At 47.9% G+C, this 25,365-nt stretch carries 19 protein-coding genes and 1 pseudogene; 13 read left to right on the top strand and 7 right to left on the bottom strand.

The window, feature by feature from the left end; translation table 11 throughout:
- Positions 1 to 198: 198 nt before the first annotated feature.
- Positions 199 to 1,392, bottom strand: a complete 1,194-nt coding sequence (locus QUB30_RS29735) for a response regulator (protein WP_333341361.1) — start codon at positions 1,390 to 1,392, stop codon at positions 199 to 201.
- 95 nt (positions 1,393 to 1,487) lie between these two features.
- Here QUB30_RS29735 and QUB30_RS29730 point away from each other — a divergent pair, with 95 nt between their 5' ends.
- The 4 genes from QUB30_RS29730 (at position 1,488) to QUB30_RS29715 (ending at position 6,532) form a co-directional block, all read left to right on the top strand.
- Positions 1,488 to 1,658 (top strand): hypothetical protein, encoded by a 171-nt coding sequence (locus tag QUB30_RS29730; protein ID WP_333341359.1) that lies wholly within the window; start codon positions 1,488 to 1,490, stop codon positions 1,656 to 1,658.
- A gap of 559 nt (positions 1,659 to 2,217) precedes the next feature.
- Complete coding sequence (locus tag QUB30_RS29725; RefSeq protein ID WP_333341357.1) at positions 2,218 to 3,126, top strand: RNA polymerase sigma factor; 909 nt, start codon at positions 2,218 to 2,220, stop codon at positions 3,124 to 3,126.
- Positions 3,066 to 4,802, top strand: a complete 1,737-nt coding sequence (locus QUB30_RS29720; RefSeq protein ID WP_333341355.1) for a tetratricopeptide repeat protein — start codon at positions 3,066 to 3,068, stop codon at positions 4,800 to 4,802. Before QUB30_RS29725 ends, QUB30_RS29720 begins: the two co-directional genes overlap by 61 nt.
- A gap of 593 nt (positions 4,803 to 5,395) precedes the next feature.
- Complete coding sequence (locus QUB30_RS29715) at positions 5,396 to 6,532, top strand: hypothetical protein (protein WP_333341354.1); 1,137 nt, start codon at positions 5,396 to 5,398, stop codon at positions 6,530 to 6,532.
- Between the two features lie 182 nt (positions 6,533 to 6,714).
- On the opposite strand, the gene QUB30_RS29710 is transcribed toward QUB30_RS29715, so the two are convergent.
- A complete protein-coding gene (locus tag QUB30_RS29710; protein WP_333341351.1) occupies positions 6,715 to 6,933 on the bottom strand; it encodes a hypothetical protein in 219 nt (72 codons plus the stop codon).
- Positions 6,934 to 7,027: 94 nt separating this feature from the next.
- Between QUB30_RS29710 and QUB30_RS29705 the strand changes: the two genes are divergently transcribed.
- The 4 genes from QUB30_RS29705 to QUB30_RS29690 all read left to right on the top strand — a co-directional run bounded on the left by QUB30_RS29705 (position 7,028) and on the right by QUB30_RS29690 (position 11,728).
- Positions 7,028 to 7,882, top strand: coding sequence for a hypothetical protein (locus tag QUB30_RS29705; protein ID WP_333341350.1), 855 nt, complete (start codon positions 7,028 to 7,030; stop codon positions 7,880 to 7,882).
- Between the two features lie 653 nt (positions 7,883 to 8,535).
- Positions 8,536 to 10,302, top strand: coding sequence for an ABC transporter ATP-binding protein (locus tag QUB30_RS29700; protein ID WP_333341348.1), 1,767 nt, complete (start codon positions 8,536 to 8,538; stop codon positions 10,300 to 10,302).
- Between the two features lie 42 nt (positions 10,303 to 10,344).
- Positions 10,345 to 11,208: a class I SAM-dependent methyltransferase gene (locus tag QUB30_RS29695; protein WP_333341346.1), complete on the top strand. Its 864-nt coding sequence runs from the start codon at positions 10,345 to 10,347 to the stop codon at positions 11,206 to 11,208.
- Positions 11,209 to 11,338: 130 nt separating this feature from the next.
- Positions 11,339 to 11,728, top strand: a complete 390-nt coding sequence (locus QUB30_RS29690; RefSeq protein WP_333341343.1) for a hypothetical protein — start codon at positions 11,339 to 11,341, stop codon at positions 11,726 to 11,728.
- A gap of 216 nt (positions 11,729 to 11,944) precedes the next feature.
- On the opposite strand, the gene QUB30_RS29685 is transcribed toward QUB30_RS29690, so the two are convergent.
- The 4 genes and pseudogenes from QUB30_RS29685 to QUB30_RS29675 all read right to left on the bottom strand — a co-directional run bounded on the left by QUB30_RS29685 (position 11,945) and on the right by QUB30_RS29675 (position 12,847).
- Positions 11,945 to 12,160: a hypothetical protein gene (locus QUB30_RS29685; protein WP_333341341.1), complete on the bottom strand. Its 216-nt coding sequence runs from the start codon at positions 12,158 to 12,160 to the stop codon at positions 11,945 to 11,947.
- Positions 12,161 to 12,346, bottom strand: coding sequence for an NfeD family protein (locus QUB30_RS29680; RefSeq protein WP_333341339.1), 186 nt, complete (start codon positions 12,344 to 12,346; stop codon positions 12,161 to 12,163).
- 82 nt (positions 12,347 to 12,428) lie between these two features.
- A pseudogene (locus tag QUB30_RS34010) lies at positions 12,429 to 12,506 on the bottom strand (NfeD family protein); the annotation flags it as partial.
- 134 nt (positions 12,507 to 12,640) lie between these two features.
- Positions 12,641 to 12,847 (bottom strand): NfeD family protein, encoded by a 207-nt coding sequence (locus tag QUB30_RS29675; RefSeq protein ID WP_006631218.1) that lies wholly within the window; start codon positions 12,845 to 12,847, stop codon positions 12,641 to 12,643.
- 217 nt (positions 12,848 to 13,064) lie between these two features.
- On the opposite strand from QUB30_RS29675, the gene QUB30_RS29670 reads away from it, so the two are divergent.
- The 3 genes from QUB30_RS29670 to rodA all read left to right on the top strand — a co-directional run bounded on the left by QUB30_RS29670 (position 13,065) and on the right by rodA (position 17,458).
- Positions 13,065 to 15,476, top strand: coding sequence for a tetratricopeptide repeat protein (locus tag QUB30_RS29670; RefSeq protein ID WP_333341336.1), 2,412 nt, complete (start codon positions 13,065 to 13,067; stop codon positions 15,474 to 15,476).
- A 61-nt stretch (positions 15,477 to 15,537) separates the two neighbouring features.
- The gene (locus tag QUB30_RS29665) at positions 15,538 to 15,885 is read left to right on the top strand and encodes a VOC family protein (RefSeq protein ID WP_333242724.1); all 348 of its coding nucleotides are present in this window, start codon (positions 15,538 to 15,540) and stop codon (positions 15,883 to 15,885) included.
- 313 nt (positions 15,886 to 16,198) lie between these two features.
- Positions 16,199 to 17,458 carry a rod shape-determining protein RodA gene (rodA, locus tag QUB30_RS29660; protein WP_333341333.1) on the top strand — a complete coding sequence of 420 codons (1,260 nt, stop codon included), beginning with the start codon at positions 16,199 to 16,201 and terminating at the stop codon, positions 17,456 to 17,458.
- Positions 17,459 to 17,905: 447 nt separating this feature from the next.
- Here the strand turns inward: rodA and QUB30_RS29655 are convergent, their stop codons facing one another.
- Complete coding sequence (locus QUB30_RS29655) at positions 17,906 to 19,270, bottom strand: proton extrusion protein PcxA (protein WP_333341331.1); 1,365 nt, start codon at positions 19,268 to 19,270, stop codon at positions 17,906 to 17,908.
- Positions 19,271 to 19,322: 52 nt separating this feature from the next.
- Between QUB30_RS29655 and QUB30_RS29650 the strand changes: the two genes are divergently transcribed.
- Positions 19,323 to 21,533, top strand: coding sequence for a recombinase family protein (locus QUB30_RS29650; protein WP_333341329.1), 2,211 nt, complete (start codon positions 19,323 to 19,325; stop codon positions 21,531 to 21,533).
- Positions 21,534 to 21,914: 381 nt separating this feature from the next.
- Positions 21,915 to 25,193, top strand: coding sequence for an Ig-like domain-containing protein (locus QUB30_RS29645; RefSeq protein WP_333341327.1), 3,279 nt, complete (start codon positions 21,915 to 21,917; stop codon positions 25,191 to 25,193).
- Positions 25,194 to 25,365: the final 172 nt, after the last annotated feature.

Raw genomic sequence — 25,365 nt, 5'->3', positions numbered from 1 at the left:
GGATTTAACAAGCTCCTCAATTTACCTATCATGCTCGCCCACTTTTGTCAAACCCCTCTACTGTACCGACGCCCTAGCCCCCCTTCTTAAGGGGGGACAAGAGTATTCAAAGTCCCCCTTAAGAAGGGGGATTTAGGGGGATCGAGACTCAGCTAAAAGCGAGATTTCTTGGGTCGGATTGCGTAATTACTGTTTCTGCTATTTGATGCTAGTACGCGGTTGGTTCTGTTCAATCATTGACTTTAATGCCGACTGTTTTAAGTCTGTAAGGTCGCGGATGGTAATTGAGCAACCGTCTCCCAATTTAACAGCAGTGCAATAATAGCATTTGCCCAAGTAATAACTTTCTAGATGAACCTCTCCTTCAAGCGATTCTCCAGTCTCAACAACTTCTACTAATAAATCAAACAATCCTGGACTCAATTGATTAAGCAGTTTTTTCAGAACGGGTTCGCCCGCGAGATCTGTTCGTTTTTTCCCTAAAAGTCTGGCAAAGACAGGGTTAACTACCAAACAGCGAAAATCTTCAATTTCTCCAGCGATATCTCCCCTCACCGCCTGTACTGCGGCTATTCCATCCAGAGATGAGTTTAGCAAATTTGCCAACAGGGCGCGAGATTGGTAGGCAATTTCAGCGGTTTGCTGGTGTCGAGCGAGTGCTTCTTTAAGCTGGCGTTTTTGGTGCTGAATAGTGACCTGAGTTTCGAGGCGAACTAGCACTTCTTCCAACTGAAAAGGTTTAGAAATGTAGTCAACTCCCCCAACTTTAAAAGCTTTAACTTTATCAAATACTTGGTCAAGTGCGCTTAAGAAAATAATCGGAATTTCTGAGGTGTTTTCATCGGATTTGAGGGCTTCGCAGACTTGATAGCCGTCCATGTCTGGCATTTTAATATCCAGCAAGAGAGCATCGGGGGGATGATTGCGAACAGTCCTCAATGCCATCGCACCATTGGTGACGCCGCGAACTTTATACCCATTATTAGTGAGAACTTTTGTTAAAAAATGCAAATTTTCTGGGAGGTCATCAACAATTAAAATGTTGCCTTTGCAAGTTTCTAATTCATCGATGTCACTTCCTTGGACCGCAGCGATCGTGATAAGTTCGCCTTTTGTATCGGCGATCGCACTTGTGGTGTTTTGCTTCTCTAGCAGAGAGCGGAAGTTATTTTTAGTAACTTTTTCCCCCATTAGGTCTGAAAGGCGCTGCCACAAGACGGCAGCTAAATCTTTGATATGTCCTACGCTTAGGTACAAGCTGTCAGCAACAGCACTATAAGTTGCGTTTTCCCAAGCTGCTTTTAAGATTGCCTGATCGAGAAAATTTAAAGGTTTACTGGTTTTGGACTCTAAGGCTGATTCGATAAATTCTAGGGCTTCTTCAAAAGTCATATACACATCCCAGCGGCTAAGGTTTGTCCAGTTTTGCACCCTAATTTTGAGTTATACACCGTACTAAGTCGGTGGAGAAATTTCTAATAGCTATTATGACAGACTTATTGACAATTACGATCGCGGCGATCGCCCCCGATCCTGATTCCACCTTGTCGCAACCCGAAAAAGGCGATCGCGGCCGCCTAATTCTTTGTGAGGGCGATGGCTTAAACCCTTGTCAGCACAAGGCTTTTAAGTTGTTTGTCACCCCGCCAGCTTTTTGAGTTTGTTCGCTGACATTTTTGCCCACCTCTTTCTTCACCAGTTTTGGAGGCACTCCGACTCTCAGAAACCGGGTTTGTACCTTGGGTGCGGGCTGCAAGCTGTGTATTTTCCTCCATCAAACCCGGTTTCACCGGCCCCATGCGTCATTCCTATTTACATAACGATCCAAATGATCCGACTTTTCCGACTTTACGATCCGACTTTTCCGACTTGCTTTAGGCCGATATGCCAAACATACTATTAATAGCATCTACCAAAAGAAATAGAAGAGTACCAGTCATGCTGTCGATCGGCTCTATCTAAAGATAGATAGCAAAACCCGGGCGTCCGACTTTTCCGACTTTCCGATCCGACTTTCCCGACTGACAGGGGCGGAGGAGGGGAGCCCTGATACAGACATGGAAAGGATGCAGCCTCAAAAAAAGAGCAACTGAATCCAATCTTTATCCGCATAAATACTGAGACCACACTGAGCTAGATGTTTGCGGGATTGGGGTGCAACGAAAAAAGCAACAGAGGAATGTTCCTTCACATTTATTTTTCACCACTTTTAAAATCATGTCAAATTCTCAATCTGTTATTGCAAAAGACATTCGGTGTTGTCCAGAAGATATAGAGAAAGCATTTTGGCAGCTGTGGCAGCAGAATCGAGATTATCTTTACCGTTGCTGTCTCAGGTGGATGGGAGGGAATCCTACTGATGCCGAAGAGGTGCTCAGTCGCGCCATGCTCAAAGCTTTGGATAAATTGGCAGACTATGCCGAAAAAATCACCGACCTCCGAGCTTGGCTGCTTCGCTTAACCCATAATCTATGTATAGATATACACCGAGAACGCCGCCGGAAAGCAATGCAGATGGAGGATATTGAAGAAATAGCTGCTACAGGAAATTCAGCATTTATTTCTGGTTTGAACTCTCCTGAAGAGGCACTTCTACATCATGAGTTGGGACAGTACATTCGCCGCGCTATTGATACTCTTCCTTCTCGATTACGCAATCCGTTTATCCTGCGTTACTGCCACCAGATTGCCTATCAAGATATTGCCCAAAAACTTGCTCTCTCCCTCAATAACGTTTACAAGCGCATTCAACAGGCACGAGAGATTCTGCAAAAGCGTTTGAGCAGGTATTTGTCAGGGGTGGATGATGCTTTGTTAGATTCCTCCGAGTCGTCTCAAAAGGGGGACGTTGCCTTTAGCAGCGATGATTTTGCCGCAGGGGTAGTGCCCCAGTGCCTACCCCGTCAAGATTGTGGGGCGATTCCCTACGGGATAGCTTCGCTTCACGCGGGTGGGGCGATCGCAGGCCGATTGCCCCTACAATCCGATGAAACGATCGCATCCGACTCGATCGCCCCCATCCCTCAAAACATTGGCGAGACAATTAATTATCAGGTAACAGCAATATGTCTAGAAACACTGCACTCCGGGTGGTATCCCTCACTCAGTCCTCTGGGGTGGAGTTGAATGCTTACTTGGTTTTAGACGAAAAGCCAGCCCGAATTGACCAGAAGCTGAAAACATTAAGTGAGTACGTGCAGCAGTATCCTTCGGGATGGAAAAAACGGTTGGAATTGGCGAATCTGCTGTATGCAATGGGTCGTATTGAGCAGGCGGTTGAGGAGTATCGCCAAGTAATCGATCGGCAGCAACCATTGATTGGCGTGCGGTTGCAATTGGGGAAACTCTTGCAGCTTATGGGACAAAAGGCTGAGGCAGTAGCGGTTTATGAAAGTGCCTTGGCCAATGCACGCAATGAGGCGACTCGGCAGCATATCAGCGGATCGATCGCACTCTGTAGAGATGACACTCAAGCCGCGATACTGGCTTTTGAGTCGGCGGCAACCCTTGAACCAGATAATGCGGCTCACTGGCTGGCGTTGGGGCAGGTGCAAATGGGGAGAGGGGATGCGGTTGCAGCTTTGCGAGCCTTTGATGCCGTTTTGTCACTGAACCCGGATGATGTTGTAGCGCTGATTGACAGCTACGACGCGAGTCATGCGGTGGGGAATGTGCGCCAAGCGCAGCGGCGGTTGAGCAAAGTGCTAGAGGTGGCTCCGGGTGATTTCCGAGCGCTCAAACGACTGGCGGATACTCGTTGCCGGATGAGATTGGTATCCGGTGAGGAAGGCAAGCAGACTAAACAGATAATTGGTTCTGTGCTGCAACTGGCTCCTGATGCGGCGGATGCCCGCGAGTTGCTGGCATATTATCACGTTTTCCGGGGGGAGTCGGCTAATGGGGTTGGGGTGTTGGAACGGTTTACTGAGGAACACCCGAATCATCCCAGGGGTTGGTATTCCTATGGGCGTTACTTGTTCCATACGGGGGAATATCAGAGGGCGGCTGAGGCGATGCTGAAGGCTTATCGTCTGTATCCCCAGGATTGTGAAATTTATCGGGCGTTGTGCGAGATTTTGCCTGTTACCTCTCCCCCAGCTCCTCTCGATCCCCCCCAGCCCCCCTTAACAAGGGGGGAGCCAGAGGAGGCAAAGCCTTCTAATGGCAAGGGGGGAACTCCTCTCAAAGTCCCCCTTTTTAAGGGGGATTTAGGGGGATCTAACCCTCAAGTAACCCTTACATCAATAGTAGAAGAGATGCTCGATCGTTTTCCCGATCGCTGGAGTGTTTGGGCGACGGCGGGGCGGGTGTTGGTGGAAAGCTTTCAGGAAATTGAGCGGGGGTGTAGTGTCTCTGCGAAGGGGACGCAACTTGAACCGCAGTTACCTGATGCTTGGTTTGGTTATGGGCGGGTGTTGGCGCTGGCTGGGAAACACCGGGAAGCGGTGGAGGCTTTGGCGCAAGGATGGCAGTTGTTACCAGAAGAGGGGGGTTATCTGCAATCGGTGTCTGCTGCGGTGTGGCTGGGGGAGAGTTATCGAGGGCTGGGGGATGAGGTGGCGAGTCGGAAATGGTTGGAAAAGGCTTGTCAGTTTGCTCAGGAACTGATGGAGTTTGACCCGGCTATGGCTGGTTACTGGCAAGGGAGAGCGTTGTTGGGGTTGGGGGATGTGAGGGAGGCTGTGGAGGCGTATCGAAGTGCGCTGAGTCGGCGGTTGCTCTACCCTTTTCGCGGGGAGGTTGAGGAGGCTGTGAAACGGTTGAAAGGTAAGAGGCGAAAGGGCGATCGTGCTAAAGCGTAGATCCTTGACTTCTTAGGGAAGTCGGGGATCTGAACCTCTCAGAGTGCATTGAGTTAGGAAAAAACAGCCTCTAACTCGAAAAATTCAGAAATTGACCTCTGGATTCGTCTTATAGATGTAGAGACGGAAGAGAAACATAAAATTTCGTCTCGAAAAACCCAAGTAAACCTAATAAAAAAGGATGCCTATCATGCGCCGAATTCGATAAATTTTTAATGTCAATATTTAATTAGCAAATTTACATTTGTAAGCTGATTAAATGTAATTGAAACTTAATGTAGGGTGGGCACTGCTGTCAGCGCCTACCCTACATTTTTTGTTGCTAACCTCAACTCAATGACCAAATTTTGTGCGATGGGCGGTTCTCGTGCTGAGGGTGGGTTTCATAGGGTGCATTGAGTTAGGGAAAAACTGCCTCTAACTCGAAAAATTCAGAAATTGTCTTTGGGAATCGTCTTATAGGTGTCGATCGGCAAAAAGGATTATCTTCAAATCCCACATTCCGCTAATACTACATTTTGAAGTGCGGATGTGTACCCAAAGAAGGACTAGACAAATTTCTTAAAACTAGCCATGAGAGGAAATTATTTTTAATGGCAATCGCGGATGAATTCAATGGTATTCTCAAGGGTCGCATTCAGTTCGAGAAGCGGACAGATGTGCCAGATAGTTTTTGGGGCCGTCCTCAGTACAGAGATGCACTCGGTTATGTGGCCTATGACTCAGAGTTGAAGGCGTTGGCTGCTCAGACCGAAGCTACTGCCCTGCTGTCTGCAGCCTGGGAGACATACCGTGACGAAAGTGAAAGCGACCCGTTGCTCGCAAAGCTCCGGGGCTCTGTTGAAAAACTGTTCAGCACGGCGCAAGGATCGCTCCTCGATGAAATGACCGTCCGCACCCGGTTCACAACGTTCGCAACCGAAGCAGCGGCTGCTGTCAAGAGTTTGGAGTCCGAGTCTCAGCCACACGGTATGATCCTCAACATCAATGTCGCACTCTCGGGGGTCGATGCCATCTATCCAGAACTTTCTTTGCTGGACGATCAGCGGAAGGCACTCCTTGAACTGATCAAGAAAATGGGTCGGCAGACGGATACCAAGTCCTGGTCTGAGTGGTTCGCACAGAAGTTTGCCACCGTGAAGAACTCGATCCCCGCGCTGGCCGAGATGAGTGTCTGGACTGGGATCAGCGCAGTCATCAACAGGCTCCTCAACGTGGGTCTGATCGGGTATTCGATTGCGGACTTCAGTGGCAACGTTATTACCTTCGGTGCCAATGTCCTCGCCCCATGGCAAGCCACGCTCGAATTTCCCAAGTTCATGAACAAGCAGCTCGTCCTTTACCGCTTAAAGGAGTACGGAGAGAAGACGCTGAGTCAGCGCTGCACCAGCAAGGTTATGACAGCGATCCAGTCCGCTATCAATTTGATCGACTGGGCTGCCGTCAAGATGGCCTTCAAAGTCACTCCGTTCGGCCTGCTCATCAGCGCTTACTCTGGTGTCAAGTTCATTGTAACTAAGGCGAAGCCCTCCGTCGGCGCCTACTATAGCAACGCCAAGGATCTCATTGATGTCGCCGACACGATCCATACCGACAAGGAGACACCTGAGAACAAGTTGGCTATGCTGACCATCCTCCATTTGGCTGGCAGCCTCGATAAGTTTGTAGAAATCATGACCTGCCGTAAGGACGATGCCTACAGCGCCCTATCGGGACTGATGGACATTTAATTGCTTCCTCACTTGTCTGGCAGGAGCTGCTCTTGTAGTAGTACGTCTAGTCTAAAATGCTGGGTAAATCAAATCCGCAAAACCTTAATTTTAATTGTTTTTAGCCGTTAGCTTACCCACAAAGATGTAGATGTTCTACTACAGCAAAACCCAACATTTCATAAATATTACTGTGTCCTCTTTTAGCAAGCAAGGGGTGCGATCGCACTTAGTACAATTTGACAATGATGGGCGCGATCGCTAGTCATAACTATTGTTAAGGAATCAGGGGGAGGCAATTGCCCCTCTTTTTCGTTTGAAGGAAGGCGATCGCTTTTTGGTTGAGATTGAGACGAAGGGGTGCGATTAAAATCTGTATATGAGAAAAAAGCCTCTAACTCGAAAAATTCAGAAATCGCCATCTTAAATCGTCTTAAAGATGTAGGAACAAAAGGCAGAAAATTTTTTCTTCCCAAGTCCATTTCTTAATGTTACATCTTTTTAAGGAGAACAAAAATGGCAGACTCAGTTGTTATTTCTTTGGCAAATGATGCACTCAACACGGGTTTAGAAACAGTATCTAAGAAATTGGAAGCTTTGGGAATTCCACCAATTGCGACTGTTCTTAAGGATGGCAAGATAAACTTGTCTAACTGCATCGAAAACGACGTTCAAAGTCTAACCACTCCTGTACACTGCAATCTGGCAGCCTCTTTCGGCAAACTAAACAAAGAATCCGTCAAAATGATGGATGAAAAACTCAAGATTCTGATTGCCGGAACAGTACGGGAGTTACAGAAAGTACCATCCAATCAGTTATCGTGGAACGATGTTATTTCAATCTTTAACCAGAATTCCTTGATGGAAAGTGTTGGCAACTCTGAAATCAGCAAAACTGACAAGCTGATCAAGGATCATGGCACAAGTTTCTTCAAATTTGATGGTTCACCCGATACATCGATTATAAAAGAAGTGGAGTCCTGGTTTATTGGTTTACTTGGAAACGATCAAGATATTGTCAATGATACGCAGATTGATATTAAGATGCTGGCAGAGATCGTTGCTGCATCAGGAGCATCTGTTGACTCTTTTGAAGCATTTTTCGGTAAAAAAGAGAAGCATGAAAAAACAATTGTCGATATCGGCATACTTCGATTCCCGGATTTTGAAAATCCCTTCGTGAAAGTATACCGGATTAAACTAACAGCTTGGAGTGATTGCTCTCGCGTTCTTTTCGTTCAAGACGATAAGAACGGAATTACGGGAGAGTTCAATTCTATCAAGTACAAACCTCGTGAGAGTGTGATTTCAGAATTAAAACAAGAGACAAAGAAAAAAGCGCTTGCTGAAGCCGAATCACTATTTGACTAATGGAGTGCGATCGATCAATCTCGTAAATTGGGTTGACGAGGGCGTTCAACCCAACATTTCCCAGAGATTACGAATACTTCATCTTTCATAAATCTGAGTTCGCTACCTAGCGGACAACCATGTAACTCGGGGTCAAGCCTTGTCTTTATCCATAAAACAAGGCTTAATTCTTTTTTATTTTAATCCTAAAAAAACAACCGATTAGCCCAGACAACAGGATTAATTTTCAGTATTATTACCGATGTCTTTTAGCCCGTGATGTTGCAGCCGCTAAAGTATGTCTAAATTAGGCAACGATCCGACTTTTCCGACTTTGACGATCCGACTTTTCCGACTGACAGGGGTGGGGGTGGGGAGCCATGATAGAGACATGGAAAGGATGCAGCCTCAAAAAAAGAGCAACTGAATCAAATCCAAAGCCGGATCGAGATTGCGTAAAAAATAGTAGGTGTTCTGTGAATAAAAAACAAGTAAACCCACAACAAAAAAGGATAAAAAATGTTGATAATTAGTTGAATTTTCTAACAAAAAATGATTTAATTAATTGAGTCGTGGTCATCTATTACTGCCCCACCCTATAGATTGAGAAGCTATCCAAATAAAACCTGCCAAATTCACAATCTAAATTTTTTCCAAGAGGATTTACATCAACCATGCAGCAAATTATTTGGTTTATCAGAACAATAAGTAAATATCTCGGCTCCTACCGATGGCAATTTATTTTAATGTTTGGCTGCCTGATTTTCGATGCAGCCTTTGATTCTGTACTAAGAGTTAGTTTGAAATTTATTGTTGATGCAGCAATTATTCCTCAAAACTATAAACTTTTAGTTTTAATCATATCCCTGTTTGGCGTAGGCGCGATTCTCTACACTGTTATTGGTTTATTGGGCAACTTTTTAGGAGCGCGTTTGGGCATTGTCATCATCAACAATATTCGGCGCTCCCTATTCGAGCATCTCCAAAATCTGTCAATGGAGTTTTTTGGGCGACGTTCAGCCGGAGATATTGTCAAATGTCTGATTTCCGACGTACAGCAAGTAGAGAATGGTTTAATTACGATGGGGCTAACCGTCGTTGTTTTAGAAATTAGCAGCATCCTATTTACTACTATTTTCATGTTCTCACTTAACTGGCAGTTAGCTACTCTAACTTGCATTGGTTTAACCATCTGTATCATTGCCCCTGCCCCCATTGCTCAGATGGCTACTTCTCAAGGCTATCATGTGCTACAAAAGGAAGGAGAAATTGCCAGCATTGTTGAAGAAAATATTCTCTCCCAATCTGTTGTCAAACTATTTGGGATGGAACGCCGAGCTACCCAGGATTTTGCCGCTGATTTGAATGACTTGCAACGGGTTTATGTTAGGGCAACATTTTTGTCCTACTTGGTGCAAAAAGTCCCCATGATTCTTTTTGTCATAACCCAGCTTGTGATTTTGAGTATCGGTGCAGTGATGACCTACCGCAATTACATTTCTGTAGGAACTCTAGTTTCCTATCAGGTTTTGTTGTTGGGCTTAAATCTGAATATTATTGGCTTTACGGGTTCGCTTCCAATTGTCATTGATGGAGTAGCCGCTCTACAACGCATCAATGATATTCTGTCAGAAACGCCTGCGGTTCGGGACACCTCAGATGCGGTTGCATTGCCGCATCTTGCCCAAGATATTTGCTTTGATCGTGTCAGCTTTAACTACTCTGCCGAAAGAATGGGGGTGAAAAATCTCTCGCTGAAGATTCGCCGGGGTGAGTATGTCATGTTTGTCGGGCAGAGTGGCGCCGGCAAAAGTACGATTGTGAACTTACTAACGCGCTTTTACGACCCAGATCGAGGGCGCATTTTGTTAGATAAAATCGATCTGCGTCATGCAAGAGTACGCTCCCTCCGCTCTCAAATTGGATTAGTTTCTCAGGAGGTAATTCTGTTTAACACAACTGTGCGGGAAAATATTCGCATGGGGGATTTAGAAGCCAGTGACGCACAGGTAGAAGCCGGCGCAAAAGCCGCTGAAATTCACGATTTTATTCTGACATTACCCCAAGGTTATGACACTCCTGTCGGTGACAGAGGCGGACAATTATCGGGGGGACAACGGCAAAGAATCGCCCTTGCTAGAGCCTTAGTCAGAAATCCCGCTATTTTGATTTTAGATGAAGCGACATCCACCCTTGACTTAGTAACAGAAGCGGGTATCCTCGCCACCATCGATCGCATTGCCAAAAAATGTACTGTGATTATGATTACCCACCGCATCACCCATGCCTTGCGTGCTAATCAGATTTTTGTGTTAGAAAACGGCAGCATTGTTGCATCGGGTAGCCATAGCGATTTGCTGGAACAAGAAGGACTCTATGCCACACTTTGGCAACAGAGTCATCACTCCCATAACGACTTGACAATGCTTGCCCATTCTTAATCACAAACTTGACCTGTACTGAATATCTTGGAGTTGAAAATAATGACTAACACAAATGAATCTAAATGGCTCATCCCCTCTTCTAGTCGCCTTGCCTCAAAATCTCTTGAAGAAGAGAAAGCGATGTGGGATGAAAACCACAAAGATTATGCTGGCAAGGCTTTCAGCCTGACACAAGACCCTGACCTTTGCAAAGCCCTGATCCGTCCTTACAATCAATCTTCCTGCTTTGATATTCCCAATTCTCCAGACATCCAAGTTCTGATTCCTAGCTGTGGCTCCGAAATTCATCTTCAGAAGGCATTACTAGAGTTTTGTCCGCAAATTGGCAAAATTTACTGCACAGATTTTTCCCAAACCGGAATTGAAAAAGCACGGGAAAATTGGCAAAAAGCAGATGGAGATTCCCGGCTTAACAGCCAACAATTAGTTTTTGAGAAAGTTGATTCTACCAAAATAATAGAAGAAAGACCCGATTGGAAAGAAAAATTTGATTATGTCCTAGCGGTTGCTGCCGTTGTCTCCAGTGAGGATGAAATCAATCGCCAGATAATACACGAATTTTCTAAAGTTCTCAAACCAGGTGGTAAGCTCTACGGCTTTTTTCCTACCATCTTTTGTCCTTTGGAAATTGCCCATTTAAGTAAACCCCACGCTTATTGGGTAACAGAAGGGCTAGTCAATGTACCGCACAACACGCTTCACGGGCGGGAGTGGCATTATTCACAGATACATTATACGCCCTTGCGCTTGAATCGCATCTTTAAAGAAGTTGGTTTTAAACGGCTAAATTTTGAGATTTATTTTTTGGATTCGGAAATTTTAGCTAACGTACTCAAAGAGGATATCGAGCATGACGATCCCGATATCTATCTCTGGGATCTTCTCGCCCGGTATGAGAAATAGGCTCTCGGTTGAGGATTTTCGCAAGGCACTTACAATCAATACTTCGGACTATTTTTAAATAGGGAAGCGATGCCTACGCCAAGCTTCACTAACGCAACACAGCTTTGATTACGTCCTCCTTGTAAATTCTGTGGTTTCCAGTGAGGATAAAACCAACCGCGAGATGATTCGGGAATTTGGAAAAGTTCTCAAGCCAGGTGGCAAGATATACGGATATTTTCCAACCACCTTATGCTTCTTAGAAAATGCCTATTTTAGTCGCAAACACGCTCACTGTGTTACAGAGGGATTTATCGATGTCTACGGCAATAAAGTTTGGGATGCTGAGTGGCAAACTGCCCAGATTTATTACACTCCCTTGCGGTTAAATCGCATCTTTAAAGAAGCGGGATTAAAACAACTCAGTTTGGAGATGCAGTTTTTGGACTATGAGCCGTTTGTTTCCATGTTTAAAGAGATGATAGATCATGACGATCCGGATATCTTTCTCTGGCATCTTCTAGCCCGTTATGAAAAATAGGACTTAGGCATTTGGGCGAAGCATCTCGCTTGATGCTTCGTTTCACTCAGCATGACACATAGGCTTTGCGTAAGTAGGGACACGGCAATGCCGTGTCCTTCTTCGTGTCAACAACTAGGTTAAACCCGCAGTCCGGCAAGGGTTGAAACCCCTGCCTCAAAGCTAAAGTCCTCGCTATGAGGACTGAAAAACTCATTAGTCCTCATAACGAGGACTTTAGCTATTAGACAGGGAATTCATTCCCTGGCGGTCTGGCGGACTGGCGACTGTCAGCGGCGAGTTGTGGTTGAGGTCAAACTCTAGAATCTGGAAATTAACAGAGGCGAGAAGTACGATCGCGCGCTTGAAGAGAAATGTATCGAAATAGAAACGCGATCGCAAATTTATTTGTTCTACCCTCCGATAACTCCCCACCTCCAGATTGCTTTCCAACTACGCTTCAACTATCAGAGTAATGTTGTCAAGGCTCACGACGCGAACAACTTCACCGGGTTGCAAAGTTATTTTTCGATCGCACTTAGCGGGCCACCAACTACTTTGGAAGCGGACGAGACCGCATTTATTAGGTCTAATTTCTTCTTCTACAATCGCTTTTTCCAAATAGCTGACAGTCATCATTATTGGCTCCTCATAGCAAATTTTTCGTAACGTTGAGATGCGATCGACTGATAGTTAGACTCCCTAACCGCTTAATTTTTAACTAAGGTTCAACTATTAAAGTAATATTGTCAATTCCGACTACGCGAACTACCTCACCAGGTTCAAAAGTCAGGTCTAGATCGCACTTCGCCGGCTACCAACTGTTTTGGAAACGAACGCGACCGCATTCTTGAGGGCGAATTTGTTCATCTACGATCGCTTTTTCGGAATTGTCAAAGTTCATCATTGCTTACTCCCGATTGTAGATTTGCCTTAACTTTCAGAATTGATCTCAAACGACGCTGCAACGATCAAAGTAATATTTTCAATTCCGACTACGCGAACCACCTCACCGGGTTCAAAAGTCATGTCTCGATCGCACTTCGCCGGCCACCAACTGTTTTGGAAACGAACGCGGCCGCATTCTTGAGGGCGAATTTGTTCATCCACGATCGCTGTTTCAACATCGTTAATAGACATAGCTGCTTTCTCCTGAATATAAACTCGACTCGTCGATCGGCGTGTAAGTTAGAAGCTTGTTTGTCAACTTCCCCTCGACACTCAACAGTATCCCCCACCAACCTCGGCCGTGTCAGTCGGGAAAAGTCTATACAAGTCCACTGTTTGAGGGTGTAAGCGAGTCGGAAAAAGTCTGTTAAAGTTGTCTCAGATGGGTAACGCTAAACCTGGTGACTAAATGGAAGCCGATCGTGCACTGGATTTTACCAACTCGTTACTTGTGGCTCGAAACCTGAAAACTCTCGACAACCTTGACAGCGCGATCTTTCGCGAAGCTTGGCAAGGGGTGCAAGGCAGGACGTACCAACAGGTTGCAGATAGTGAAGGGTATGGAGTAGGGACTGTTAAGGATGCTGCCTCTAATTTGTGGAAGCGACTTTCAGCGCTGTTTGGAGAAGGCGAAAAAATCAAAAGAGACAACCTTCAAGCGGTTGTAGAGAGGTATTGGCGCAGCTACTCGAAACTAGAACCGCAGTCGGGACAAACTGTTCCGTCCCAAGTATCACTCGGAGTTGATGCGGATTTGGAAATCGAAAACCCGAACTTTTTGGGCCGCTTCGGGGCGATCGAAGATCTCAATACTCTTGTCGCCCAAGGTGCAAAAGTGATTGTCATCCAAAGTGCCGGCGGTATCGGCAAAACAACTTTGGCCAGACAGTATCTCAAATCTCAAGGGTTCGATCGAACCATTGAACTGTTGATGGCAAAAGAGACAGAGAACATCACAGCTTTGGAAAGCGCGATCGAAGAATGGCTCAAGCAAGACTTTCAGGAAGAACCAGGGCCAGACTTTGGCATCACCCTGGGGCGGCTGAAGCGGCAGCTTCAGACTCACAAAGTCGGCGTATTGATTGACAATTTGGAAGCCGCACTCGACGGACAAGGTAAGTTTATTGAACCCCACCGGCTTTACGTCGAACTGTTGCGAGTTTTGGCTGACGCGGCGGTGCAGTCGGTAACGCTGATTACCAGTCGCGATCGACTTTGCGATTCAGATGTCACAGTCGAACACTACTTGCTTCCGGGATTAGAGGTGGAAGTTTGGCGGCAGTTTTTTAGCTGCCGCAATCTCAATATAGATGATGTCGCCCTCAAGGAAATGCACAAAGTTTACGGCGGCAATGCCAAAGCAATGGGCATTATTTGCGGCACGATCCGAGAAGATTTTGACGGAGATATGGCGGCTTACTGGCTGGAAAACAGTGACCATCCGCTCGTTGAAACAGACTTAAAAAATTTAGTTACCAGTCAGTTTAACCGCCTGCAAGAACTAGATTCGGAAGCCTATCAACTCCTCTGTCGCTTGGGCTGTTACCGCTATCAAGACGTGCCGACAGTTCCTACTGACGGACTTTTGTGTTTGCTGTGGGACGTGCCCGAAGCCGGACGCCGACAAATCATTAAATCGCTGTTGCACCGATCGCTAGTCGAGTCTCAGAAGGGCGAATACTGGCTGCATCCAGCAATTCGGGAAGAAGCGGTCGATCGGCTCTCGCCCGGAGACTGGGAAACTGCAAACCGCAAAGCCGCCGAGTTCTGGACAGAGAGTGTTGACAATATTGAGACTGTAGAAGATGCGCTGAAAGCTTTTGAAGCTTACTATCATTATGTGGCAATTAGCTGTTTCGACCAGGCCGCGAGTGTCATCCTCAAAAAAATCAATATCCAGTTTGCCAAAGATTACAAGCTCGGTAGAGCGCTCTACAAATTAGGTTTCTTGCAGCCAATAGTTTCAGCAACTACTCGCATCGTCAACAATGTGACTTCTGATTATTATTTGAGCGGTTTATACAGTATTTTAGGTATTTGTTACCGGATTTTAGGCGAAATAAATCAAGCGATAGAATGCCATCAAATATCAGAAATAAAAGCGACTAAATCTTTGCAAATTATAGCGAAAAGCAGCGAACCGGAAAACGGCAAACAAGCAAATCTGGAATTTTGGAAAGTTAACGCTGCAATTAATATAGGTTTTTGTCAAATAGAAATGTGGGAATTGGAATCAGCTATGGAGATATTTGTCAAGCTGAAAAATTCGCGGGACGAAATCGGGAGCAATAGCTATTCGATCGATGTCGGGTTAGCTTTCCTCAACTCCTGTGTCGGAGCAAAAAAAGACGCGGAGGAACTCGCCGAAAAACTTTATGCCGATCGGGAAAACAGTCAGTTGGTGGGTACGGGATACAAGTTAGTGTTTCTCGCCGCCACCTATCAAAACCTGGGAGACACAGAGAAAGCTTTGAGCTTGTACCGCCAAGCGATCGCCCAAGCCGACCAAAACCATTACAGCACCATCAAAGCCAAAGCTCTCAGCGGTATAGCAGCGCTGTACCGAGAACGGGGAGAATTTGACCGAGCCCTGCAGCACCATGCAGAAGCAATAGAAATACTCGATCGAGCCAGCGCCAAATTAGACCGAGCTGAAGCTTGCTATCAACTAGCACTGACAGAACAAAAACTTGGTAACATCGAGAAAAGTCAAGAAAATTTTGACCGCGCCATTCAACTGTTCAGCGAAATGGACGCCAGCAAACAAGTAGAAAAAGTACATTTAGCCGCGAGTAAAAAAATCGAAAAAATACCTAATTAATCGAGTAACAAATCAGAAAATAGATACAATAAACGAAAGAACAACCATAAACTTTGTAGATATGAAACTAAAACGATTGGGACACGTAGCCGTCTGCGTGCAAGACATAGAGAAGTCTGCTGAATTCTACCGCAACTTGGGTATGGAGTTAGTCTGGAAAGATGCAGACTGGGCTTATTTGAAAGCAGGAGAGGACGGATTGGCGCTGTTGAGTCCGAGTTACGACCAAGCAGGGCCTCATTTTGGGTTTGTATTTGACGATCGCACCGAAATGGAATCCGCCTACGAACAACTCAAAGCCGATGGTGTTTCCGTCACCCGCATTCACGAACACCGCGACGGTACTGCATCTTTTTACGGCAGAGATCCAGATGGGAACGGCTTCGAGTATCTTTACGAACCGGCCTGACTCTTCTCGGACTAGCGGATCGCGATCGGGCTATTGTGCGATCGCGATCCGCCCCCTGTCACCTCAAACCTTGATTGGTCGTTCCAAATCCTGGTAAGGTACCCATCGGCGCACCCTACATGGAGATTTTTGGGTACGGAACCCCTAGCCCGTTGCTGACGGCCCGGAACCTCGCTGCAACTCCCCGAATAATGTGAGGTACTCACACCGACACTTCTACAGTAAGGTGCAGGCTGTGAATCCGAAATATATCCACAAGTTCCGAAAATCAGCTCGATAATCTAAAATCTAAAATCTAAAATCTAAAATCCTCATGTTGCAGAGAATACAAGTCAGAAACCGCTGGAAATTCATCTTCAAACCCTGGGAAGAAGCAGACCCTTGGCTGTTTGCCGCTTGCATCGGCCTCACCATCTTCGGGGGCATCATGATCCGCAGCGTCGAAATCAACCAGGGGCTGATCGACTGGTGGCGGCACTGGGTAACTGGGGCAGTCGGTTTGTTCCTCGCCATCATCATTTCCCGCTGCCGTTACCAAATACTGCTGGAGTGGAAATGGCCGATTTACATATTAATCAATTTGTCCCTGATCGCAGTGCGCTTTATCGGTACTACAGGGCTCGGTGCCCAGCGGTGGATCAACATCGGCGGCTTCTACCTGCAACCGTCAGAATTTGCCAAAGTAGGCATGATTGTCACTTTAGCAGCTCTCCTGCACGACAAGACTGTTCCCACGGTGGGTAATATGTTGAGGATGCTGGCGATTATGGCTGTACCCTGGGGATTGATCTTTGCCGAACCAAATTTAGGTACTTCCCTAGTGTTCGGCGCGATCACAATGGGGATGTTTTACTGGGGTAATGTCAATCCCGGCTGGCTAATATTGCTATTCTCTCCTCTGATCTCAGTTCTCTTCAATAACCTGTCTACACCGATTTGGATAGCCTGGGTAGTTGTTGCGGGTATTATCGCTTGGCGAACCCTGCCTTGGCCGTGGTTGGGGACTTTCGGTGCTGTGTTGGTGAACGTTGTTTCTGGACACCTCGGACATATTTTTTGGAATGTGCTCAAGGATTATCAAAAAATGCGTCTGACAGGGTTTTTAAACCCCGAGAAAGACCCTTTAGGCAGCGGATATCACTTGATTCAATCTCGGATTGCTATTGGGGCCGGGGAGCTCAAAGGCAGGGGTTTATTTCACGGAACGCAAACTCAGCTTAACTTTATTCCCGAACAGCATACGGACTTTATCTTTTCAGCTATTGGCGAAGAATTGGGGTTTATTGGCTGCATTTGCGTGCTGTTGGTGTTCTGGATCATTTGTTTCCGGTTGGTGACGATCGCTCAAACTGCTAACGATAATTTTGGTTCTTTGCTAGCGATCGGCGTACTGTCAATGTTGATTTTTCAGGTGTTCGTAAATATTGGGATGAACATTGGCTTGGCTCCGGTTACGGGCATTCCCCTGCCTTTCCTGAGTTACGGGAATGCGTCGCTGCTGAGTAATTTTCTCGGACTGGGACTGGTGGAGGCGGTGGCAAGCCAGCGACAGCGCAAGAAGCGTTGGAATTAGGTCATTGGCAATTGGTAATTGGTAATTGGTAATTGGCAATTACCAATTGGCAATTGCAGCGCTTACGCAGAACCTCTATGTGTAGGGGGCAATGCTCGAGAGCACCTTACCGTTATAAGTAGCGCGTCAAACCACTTTTTGCTTTGCGTCCCGGACTAGAATTGCTAATTGCCAATTGGGAATTAGAGCCAGATTGTATCCTGTAAAATAACCCTAATAGGTTTTTATTGAGGACTTTAGTCATCAGTATTATGAGGACTTTAGTTCTCCCTAAAAACGTGATAACGCTTATTTTATCCGACTAGATATGAGCCGTTTATAATTTTATTTTATAAAAATATATTTAGGAGTGCAGCAGTGCAGGTTGCCTACTCACTATTGAGAGGGCAGAGCTAAGCGGGACGCACACCAAAGCAGGGTATAATTTCGATGCTATCGTATTTGATATTATTCGTTCATATTCTTGTACGTAGCAACTGCAGAAGGCGAACTCCGGTTTAAATAACGAAATATCCAATACTTAAATACCGTATCCAAGATAACTGGAAAAGTTGCAATGAACAAAAATATGAACTGCCTATTCTCTGGCAGTCCCAAATGCCTCGATAAACCTTCAAGAACTACTTCCCAACCATGAGGCGAGTGGAATCCGACAAACACATCTGTAAACAAAATAATTACGAAAGCTTTCGCACTGTCGCTGAGGCCGTAAATCACATCGTCCATGAAAGACTTTAAGATCTCAATCTCTTTCTTGTTAGTGACGATAATCGCGGCAAAGGCAATGCAGGACATCAAATCGGCAAAAATATTTTTAATAGCTCCACCACTTTCAGAGCGGTATTCCTCCGCTAGCTCAACTGCTTTCTCGGCAATCTTCTTTTCCGTTTCCTCTAAAGAAAGCGACGGAGCCGTGCCTATTAATCTTTCAAATTTGAGGTGCTGCTCAAATCTCTCCAGTTCTTCTAGTGCTTCTTCTTCCAAGTTAACATTTATGAAAACTGGAGCATTCTCTTTGCCTCTAAAATGGTCAACTATCGGTCCGACTAAAAAGTTTTTGGAAATTTGATTCGTCAACAGCGGAACTAAAATCAAAAGCAAAATAAATCGGAGAGAAATAATTGTTTTTACTTTGGAATTGCGAAAATTCTTAACTACTTCTTTTTCCGCTTCCGGGTCTAAATCTTTAGTAATTCGATTCAAAGTTCCCAAAAGCGATCGCGGTAATAAATTCACTTCTTCATAGTTAGTGTCAACCTCACCATCGTGAATTTGAACAGAATTAGCTGAACCTTTATTTGGGCCCGGTGGAGAGATGCTATTTGTTGTAGATTTTGCCTGCACACTTACTGAACGGACAACCGGAACAATTGCCGTCGATCTACTATTATTAATATACTTGTCGATGACTCCATCAATAAACTCTAGCTTCTCAAATATAAGGGAGGCTCTATCTTTATTGTTGAGATGTAATCCGTGCTGGTGAGGCTCAGCGCTGTGCCCAGTTTTCGGTTTGGCCCCGACTCGCTCCGGCAGTTCCAAAAAAAAACGGCTAGCATTAAACTCAACCATTCGGGTTTGGATGACCTTGAGGTATTTTTGCAGTTCGGATTTAAAGTAAGACAGGGTGCTTTGTCCGTAATCTCCCGATCGATCGGAGATTGCTTGACTGCCAAAATGCTCGTCTTCGATCGCCTTAATTGCTAATGCAGCATCGTAAGCCTGTTCAAGGGCCCTCTCAGGCGTTTCTCGATACCATTGGTTAGCGCTGTAGAGATATTTTACAATCTTGTCCCACGGAGAAGTATTCATAGCTAAAGCTTGTTAGTTGGCTGTAGACATTATTGATTAAAGTATTCATGGTATGGTAACAAATTTACATAAATTGCGAACTGCCACCGAGGATTCAGTTTGGATTGTAGGAGCCGCCCGCAGCGGCAAAACCGCTCGTTTAGTCGAGCAGTTCTGCATTTGGAGCAAAACTGTCAAGCCTCTTCCCGCAAAAGTTTCAGAGCGATGGGGCTCCGGGCGGCGGCGGGCGGGACAAACATCCCCAGCAATTTTAGTCTTAGCAGCTAACGGGGACAATCGGCTGGAATTAGCCGATCGCATCGCCGTAGCTACTCAAGGGAAATATACCTTTCACTCAACAACACCCTTCGGTTTTTTTGAGCAGGAGGTATTGCTATTTTGGCCGCTGCTGGTTCAGTCGCTGGATTTGAGGGCTCAATTTCCCCTAAGGCTGCAACCTGAAACAGAACTGGAACTTGCCGCGAGACTCTGGCGTCGCGAACTAGACGAAGGGATTTTGCAACAAACAGGGGTAAGTCCAACTCGAATGGTGCGTCGAACTCTAGACTTATTACAACTGGCTGCTGTCAGCGGTACGCCCAGAGAAGAAATTCCCAGCATTATACAACAGGGATTTGCTGGGGAAGGCGGCTCTGACAACCTGTGGACTAGCATGGGAGAGTTGTTGGAAAGGTGGCGGGAATGGTGCTTGACGCGGGGGCTCCTGACTTACGGGATTGTTTGCGAACTCTACTGGCGCTATTTGTTGCCGGATGGCACTTACCAGCAGCATTTGGCCTCTAGATATCAAGCTGTGATCGCAGACGATGTTGACGATTATCCGGCGATCGGCGGCCATTTGTTCGATCGGATGCTCGACCAAGGTGCAGCCGGGGCATTCTCCTACAATCCAGATGGAGGGGTGCGTTTGGGCTTGGGGGCTGACACGGAATACCTGGCCCGACTCGAAAGCCGCTGTCAAAGCGTGGAAAATTTGGACGCAAAAGCCGGTTTAGCCCCAGAAATTGGGGATTTAGCGCTAAGTTTAGCAGTTAATTCTGAGGGTTTTTATCCTTTAGGCTTGAGTTTGCCCGGATCGGTTCGATCGCTCCAAACCACTTCCCGCGCTCAACTTCTGCGAGAAACCGCCGAAATCATCGTCGATGCGGTGAAGTCACAAGCCGTGGAACCGCAGGAAATCGCCGTAATTGCCCCGGGGATGGATGCTATCGCCCGTTACAGTTTAACGGAAATTCTGGCGCGAGATAATATTGCCGCCGTATCTCTCAACGATCAGCGTCCCCTATCGACTACCCCAGAGATTCGAGCTTTGCTGACTTTGTTAGCGTTAGTTTATCCGGGACTCGGCCGTTTAGCCGATCGAGACGGCGCAGCCGAAATGCTGGTAGTGTTGGGCAGCCAGAAACACCCTTCATTGGAAACAGAAGATTCCAACTCGACGTTCAATCTAAAATCTCAAATTCACAATCAAAAATCGATCGACCAAGTGAGAGCAGGTTTAATCGCCGATCACTGTTTTTGTCCAGATATCGATCGACCTCAATTGCTGCCAATTACAGCCTTTCCCCGGTGGGACAGACTCGGACACCGAGCAGCCGGGGCCTACGAGCAGATTGTGGAGTGGATCGAACAACAGCGGTCGCAACAGCAGGAGCGGCTGTTGCCGAGTCCAATTGCCCTGCTCGATCGAGCGATCCAGAAATTTCTCATGAACGACAGATACCTCCCCTACGATCGGCTCGCAGCCCTGCGCGAGTTAATGGAAACCGCCACCCACTACTGGGAAATCAACGGGCGAATGCAGCGCGTAGAACCAACAAACGGCGGCGACTCAGAAACGATCGCCCGGTTCATCCAGTTGTTGCGCCAAGGAACCGTCACCGCCAACCCCTTTCCAGTCCGTCCAGAAGGCCCAGCAGCCAGAGCCGTCACCCTCGCCAACATCTTCCAGTACCGCAGCAGCCGCCGCGCCCACAAATGGCACTTTTGGCTGGATGCCGGCTCGCCCCTGTGGCTGAGCGGCGGTGCGGCGACATTGTTTGGCGCTCCCTTATTTTTGCGATCGCAACTGGGGCGACCATGGGAAACCGAAGATGAAACGGCTGCCGACCAACAGCGGCTGCGGCGAATTCTGCTAGATTTGTTAAGTCGCTGTTCCCTGCTTTACCTTTGCCACAGCGAACTATCCGTCAGTGGACAAGAACAAACCGGGCCGCTTCTGCCCCTAATTAACAGCTCTGTTTCTTGTCAGCAGTCCGCATAAGACAGTCGGCTTCTGAAGGCAAGAGGCACATATGTATTCGGTATTCGGCAGGAGGAAAGAAAAAATTATGACGGCGAAGAATTTTATTTTTTCTGATTCTGGATAAATACACCGGGCTGACTCCAAGCCCGACTTCTAGGTTCTATCGAAATGGCGCGATATTAAAGTATACCCAAGATAGGCAGCAAAACGTGCAACCATTAATATTTTGAGATCGAAAGATGCCCTGCGTAAAAAATATCTATAGCCGTTGCATTTTTGATTTAGTATGTTAGAAATGATCGGGATTATTAATCAATTTTAAGCCATATTTGTGGCAACAAACTGATACTAATCAGTTCTTAAAGTTAATCGGGATCGTCGTTTAAAGGAGCCAAAATAATGCCAAGTGCAGTCCCAGTAGTAATTATACCAACACCAACTCCGACTCCAACACCAGAACCAACACCAACACCAGAACCGACGCCAACACCAACTCCGACTCCAACACCAACTCCGACTCCAACACCAACTCCAACGCCGACGCGAACTCCCACTCCCTCCGGGGACGACACCTTTGGCGGCATAGACGATACATTGGGCGGAGGCCAAGGTACCTCGCCCGGAGTCATCGGCGGCGTAGTCCGCGGCGGAGAAACCAACGACTCCTTAGTTGGCAGTCCCGGGCCCGACGTGATTTCCGGGCTGCAAGGCAACGACAACCTCCAAGGAGCCGACGGCGACGATTTAGTATTTGGCAACGACGATGACGACGTGCTGTTCGGCGCGCCCGGGAACGACGTTCTCGACGGCGGTTCAGGACTCGATACCCTGTACGGAGGCAAAGGCAATGACTCCCTAGACGGGGGAAATAACCCTGACCTGCTGTACGGCAATGACGGCAACGACACGGTAATCGGAGGCGAAGGCAAAGACACGGCTTACGGCGGCAAAGGCAGCGACAGCTTGCGTGGGGGGTCTGGCGACGATAGCTTTTTGGGCGATCGAGGCGACGACATCCTGTGGGGCGACCAAGGTAACGACTCGCTCTTCGGCGGCGACGGCGAAGACCTGCTATTTGGCAACGAAGGAGGCGACTGGCTATACGGAAACGCCGGCGGGGACACAATTTTTGCCGGCGACGGCGACGACATCGTATTCGGCGGTGCCGGCGACGACATCGTGGACGCCGGTGCTGGCAACGACGTTATTTGGGGCGAAGCAGGCAAAGACGTAGTGGCAGGAGGCGAAGGTAGAGATGTCTTCGTCATCGGTGCCTTCAGTTCCCCCAGCGGCAGCAGCAACGGCACTAACCCGGCATTTCTCACCACAGGTGGCCCCGATATCGCCGATGCTGACATTTTCACCGATTTTCGCCAAGGCGAAGATGCGATCGGGTTGAGCGGCGACCTCAAGTTTGAAGATTTGGTAATCTTCCAAAGCACCGACACCAAAGCCGGCAGCACGATTATTCGCAACGGCGTCAGCGGCGACTTTTTAGCAGTATTGCCCGGAGTAGACAGCAGAACTCTGGGGCGGAGTTCCTTTGTAATTGCCCCGACAGTTCCCGGCAGCGCCACCCCGCTGCCCCTGCCGACGCCCAGTCCGAGTCCGACGCCGACACCGACGCCGACAGCCAGTCCGACACCGACGCCGACAGACAGTCCGACACCGACGCCGACGCCGAGTCCGACGCCGACGTTCCCGACGCCGACAGCCAGTCCGACGCCGACGTTCCCGACGCCGACAGCCAGTCCGACGCCGACACCCAGTCCGACGCCGACACCCAGTCCGACGACCTTCCCCAATCAGCCTCCAAGAGCAGTTGACGACAACTTCACCACGGTTGCGGGTCAACAACTCAGTCTCAACGTTCTGTTCAACGACACAGATCCGGACAAGAACGCTCTGACTGTCACAACTTTTACTCCAACAGCCAAGGGGAGTCTGGTTCCCCAGGGCGGCGGCGTATTCACATACACCCCCGATCCCAGCTTCTCGGGTAGTGACAGTTTCAGCTACTCGATCTCAGACGGCAACGGCGGCACAGGTCAGGCGGTAGTAACCATCAACCTCAGCAGCCCGCCGCAGCTAGTAATTAACGAGGGTGTGGTGGTTGCTAAAAGTGCTCCTACCCAGACAATCACGGCCGCCGATTTGTTGGTAACAGATAACGACAACTCGCCGTCGGAAATCGTTTACACGATTACCCAAGCCCCCGACGCTACCAGAGGTTTTGTCCAAAGGGGCGGCACCTTTCTCAACGTCGGCAGCAAATTCACCCAAGACGATATCAACAACAACATCGTCAAATACAACTTGCTGGCGGCTGGCGGCAACGACAGTTTCACGTTTACAGCCTCCGACGGGTCTGCAACTCTCGAACCGATATCTTTCAGCATCACTGTCGTAGATAATATTGTCGATCGCACCCAACTCCCCGCCAGCAGCTTTACAGGCAGCAACCTTAGCGACTTCATCATCGGCGGGGGCGGCAACGATACCCTCTCTGGGGGCGACGGCAACGACATCATCGACGGCAGGGGCGGCGACGACCTCGAATTCGGTGAAGCAGGCAACGACTCGGTGCTGGGTTCGACAGGCAATGACACCATCGACGGCGGACTGGGCAACGACAGCATCGACGGCGAAGACGGCATAGACTCGCTGATCGGCGGACTGGGCAATGACATCCTGTTAGGTGGCAATGACAATGACCTCCTGTTGGGCGGTGACAACGGCGACACCATGGACGGCGGAACCGGCAATGACTCGATATTGGGAGAATCCGGCGAGGACTCGATACTTGGAGGAACCGGGATCGACACCTTATTGGGTGGCATTGGCGACGACTCTCTCGACGGCGGTGCAGGCGACGACATTCTCGACGGCAGCATCGGCAGAGACTTGCTCGACGGCGGTATCAATAACGATTCTCTCTCGGGCGGCGACAGCGAAGACACGATTTTGGGTGGAGAAGGCAACGACACGGCACTCGGAGGTGTGGGTAACGACTACGTTTTGGGCGAGGGCGGCAGCGACTCCCTGTTGGGCGAAGCGGGCGACGACACTCTCGACGGCGGCGGTGGCAGCGACTGTCTCAGTGGCGCGTTCGGCAACGACTTGGTATTAGGCGGGGAAGACAACGACTCGCTTTCCGGCGGTGCTGGCAATGACATTTTGGGCGGCGGGGGCGGTTCTGACTTGCTCGCGGGCGATGCTGGCGATGATTTCTTCTACTACGAAACTCCCAGCGAAGGCGTGGACGTGATTGCTGACTTTAACGTCGGCGGCAGTGGCACCGACAGATTCTTGTTCAGGTCGTCAAATTTCGCCGGCTTAACAAACTCGGGAACTACTAACGATTTCACCAGTTTTATCGTCAGGAATATCGGGTCTAGCGGCGACAACATCAGCAAGCAAGAAGTCATTTTGTTTGAATCTAAATTTGATAACGCTCAAGCAGTAAATGCAGTGTTGAAGAATCAAAACGGTTCGAGCAAAACGGGAGCTTTCTTCGTGTACCTGAACAATACTTTTAACAAGTACGTTCTCGGCTTCGACCCCAATGTGGCAGATGACAGTCTCCCAGCTTTCGATTTGGGTGTGTTGAATACTATTCCTACAGTGCCGGGAGCGCTCAGCACCGTCATTACTGCCTCTGACTTTAAGTTTATTTAGTAGTTTTTGAGTAGCGTCGCAAGGAGGCCCAACAATGCCCAGTGCAGTACCAGCAGTTTTTCCCCAACCGTCGCCGATGACGGGGACTTCGACAACGATGACGGGGACTTCGACAACGATGACGGGGACTTCGACAACGATGACGGGGACTTCGACAACGATGACGGGGACT

Source organism: Microcoleus sp. BROC3 (genome assembly GCF_036702515.1).
Lineage (GTDB): Bacteria > Cyanobacteriota > Cyanobacteriia > Cyanobacteriales > Microcoleaceae > Microcoleus.
The sequence above is the reverse complement of the archived record's forward strand: the minus strand, read 5'-3'. Positions and strand labels throughout refer to the sequence as shown.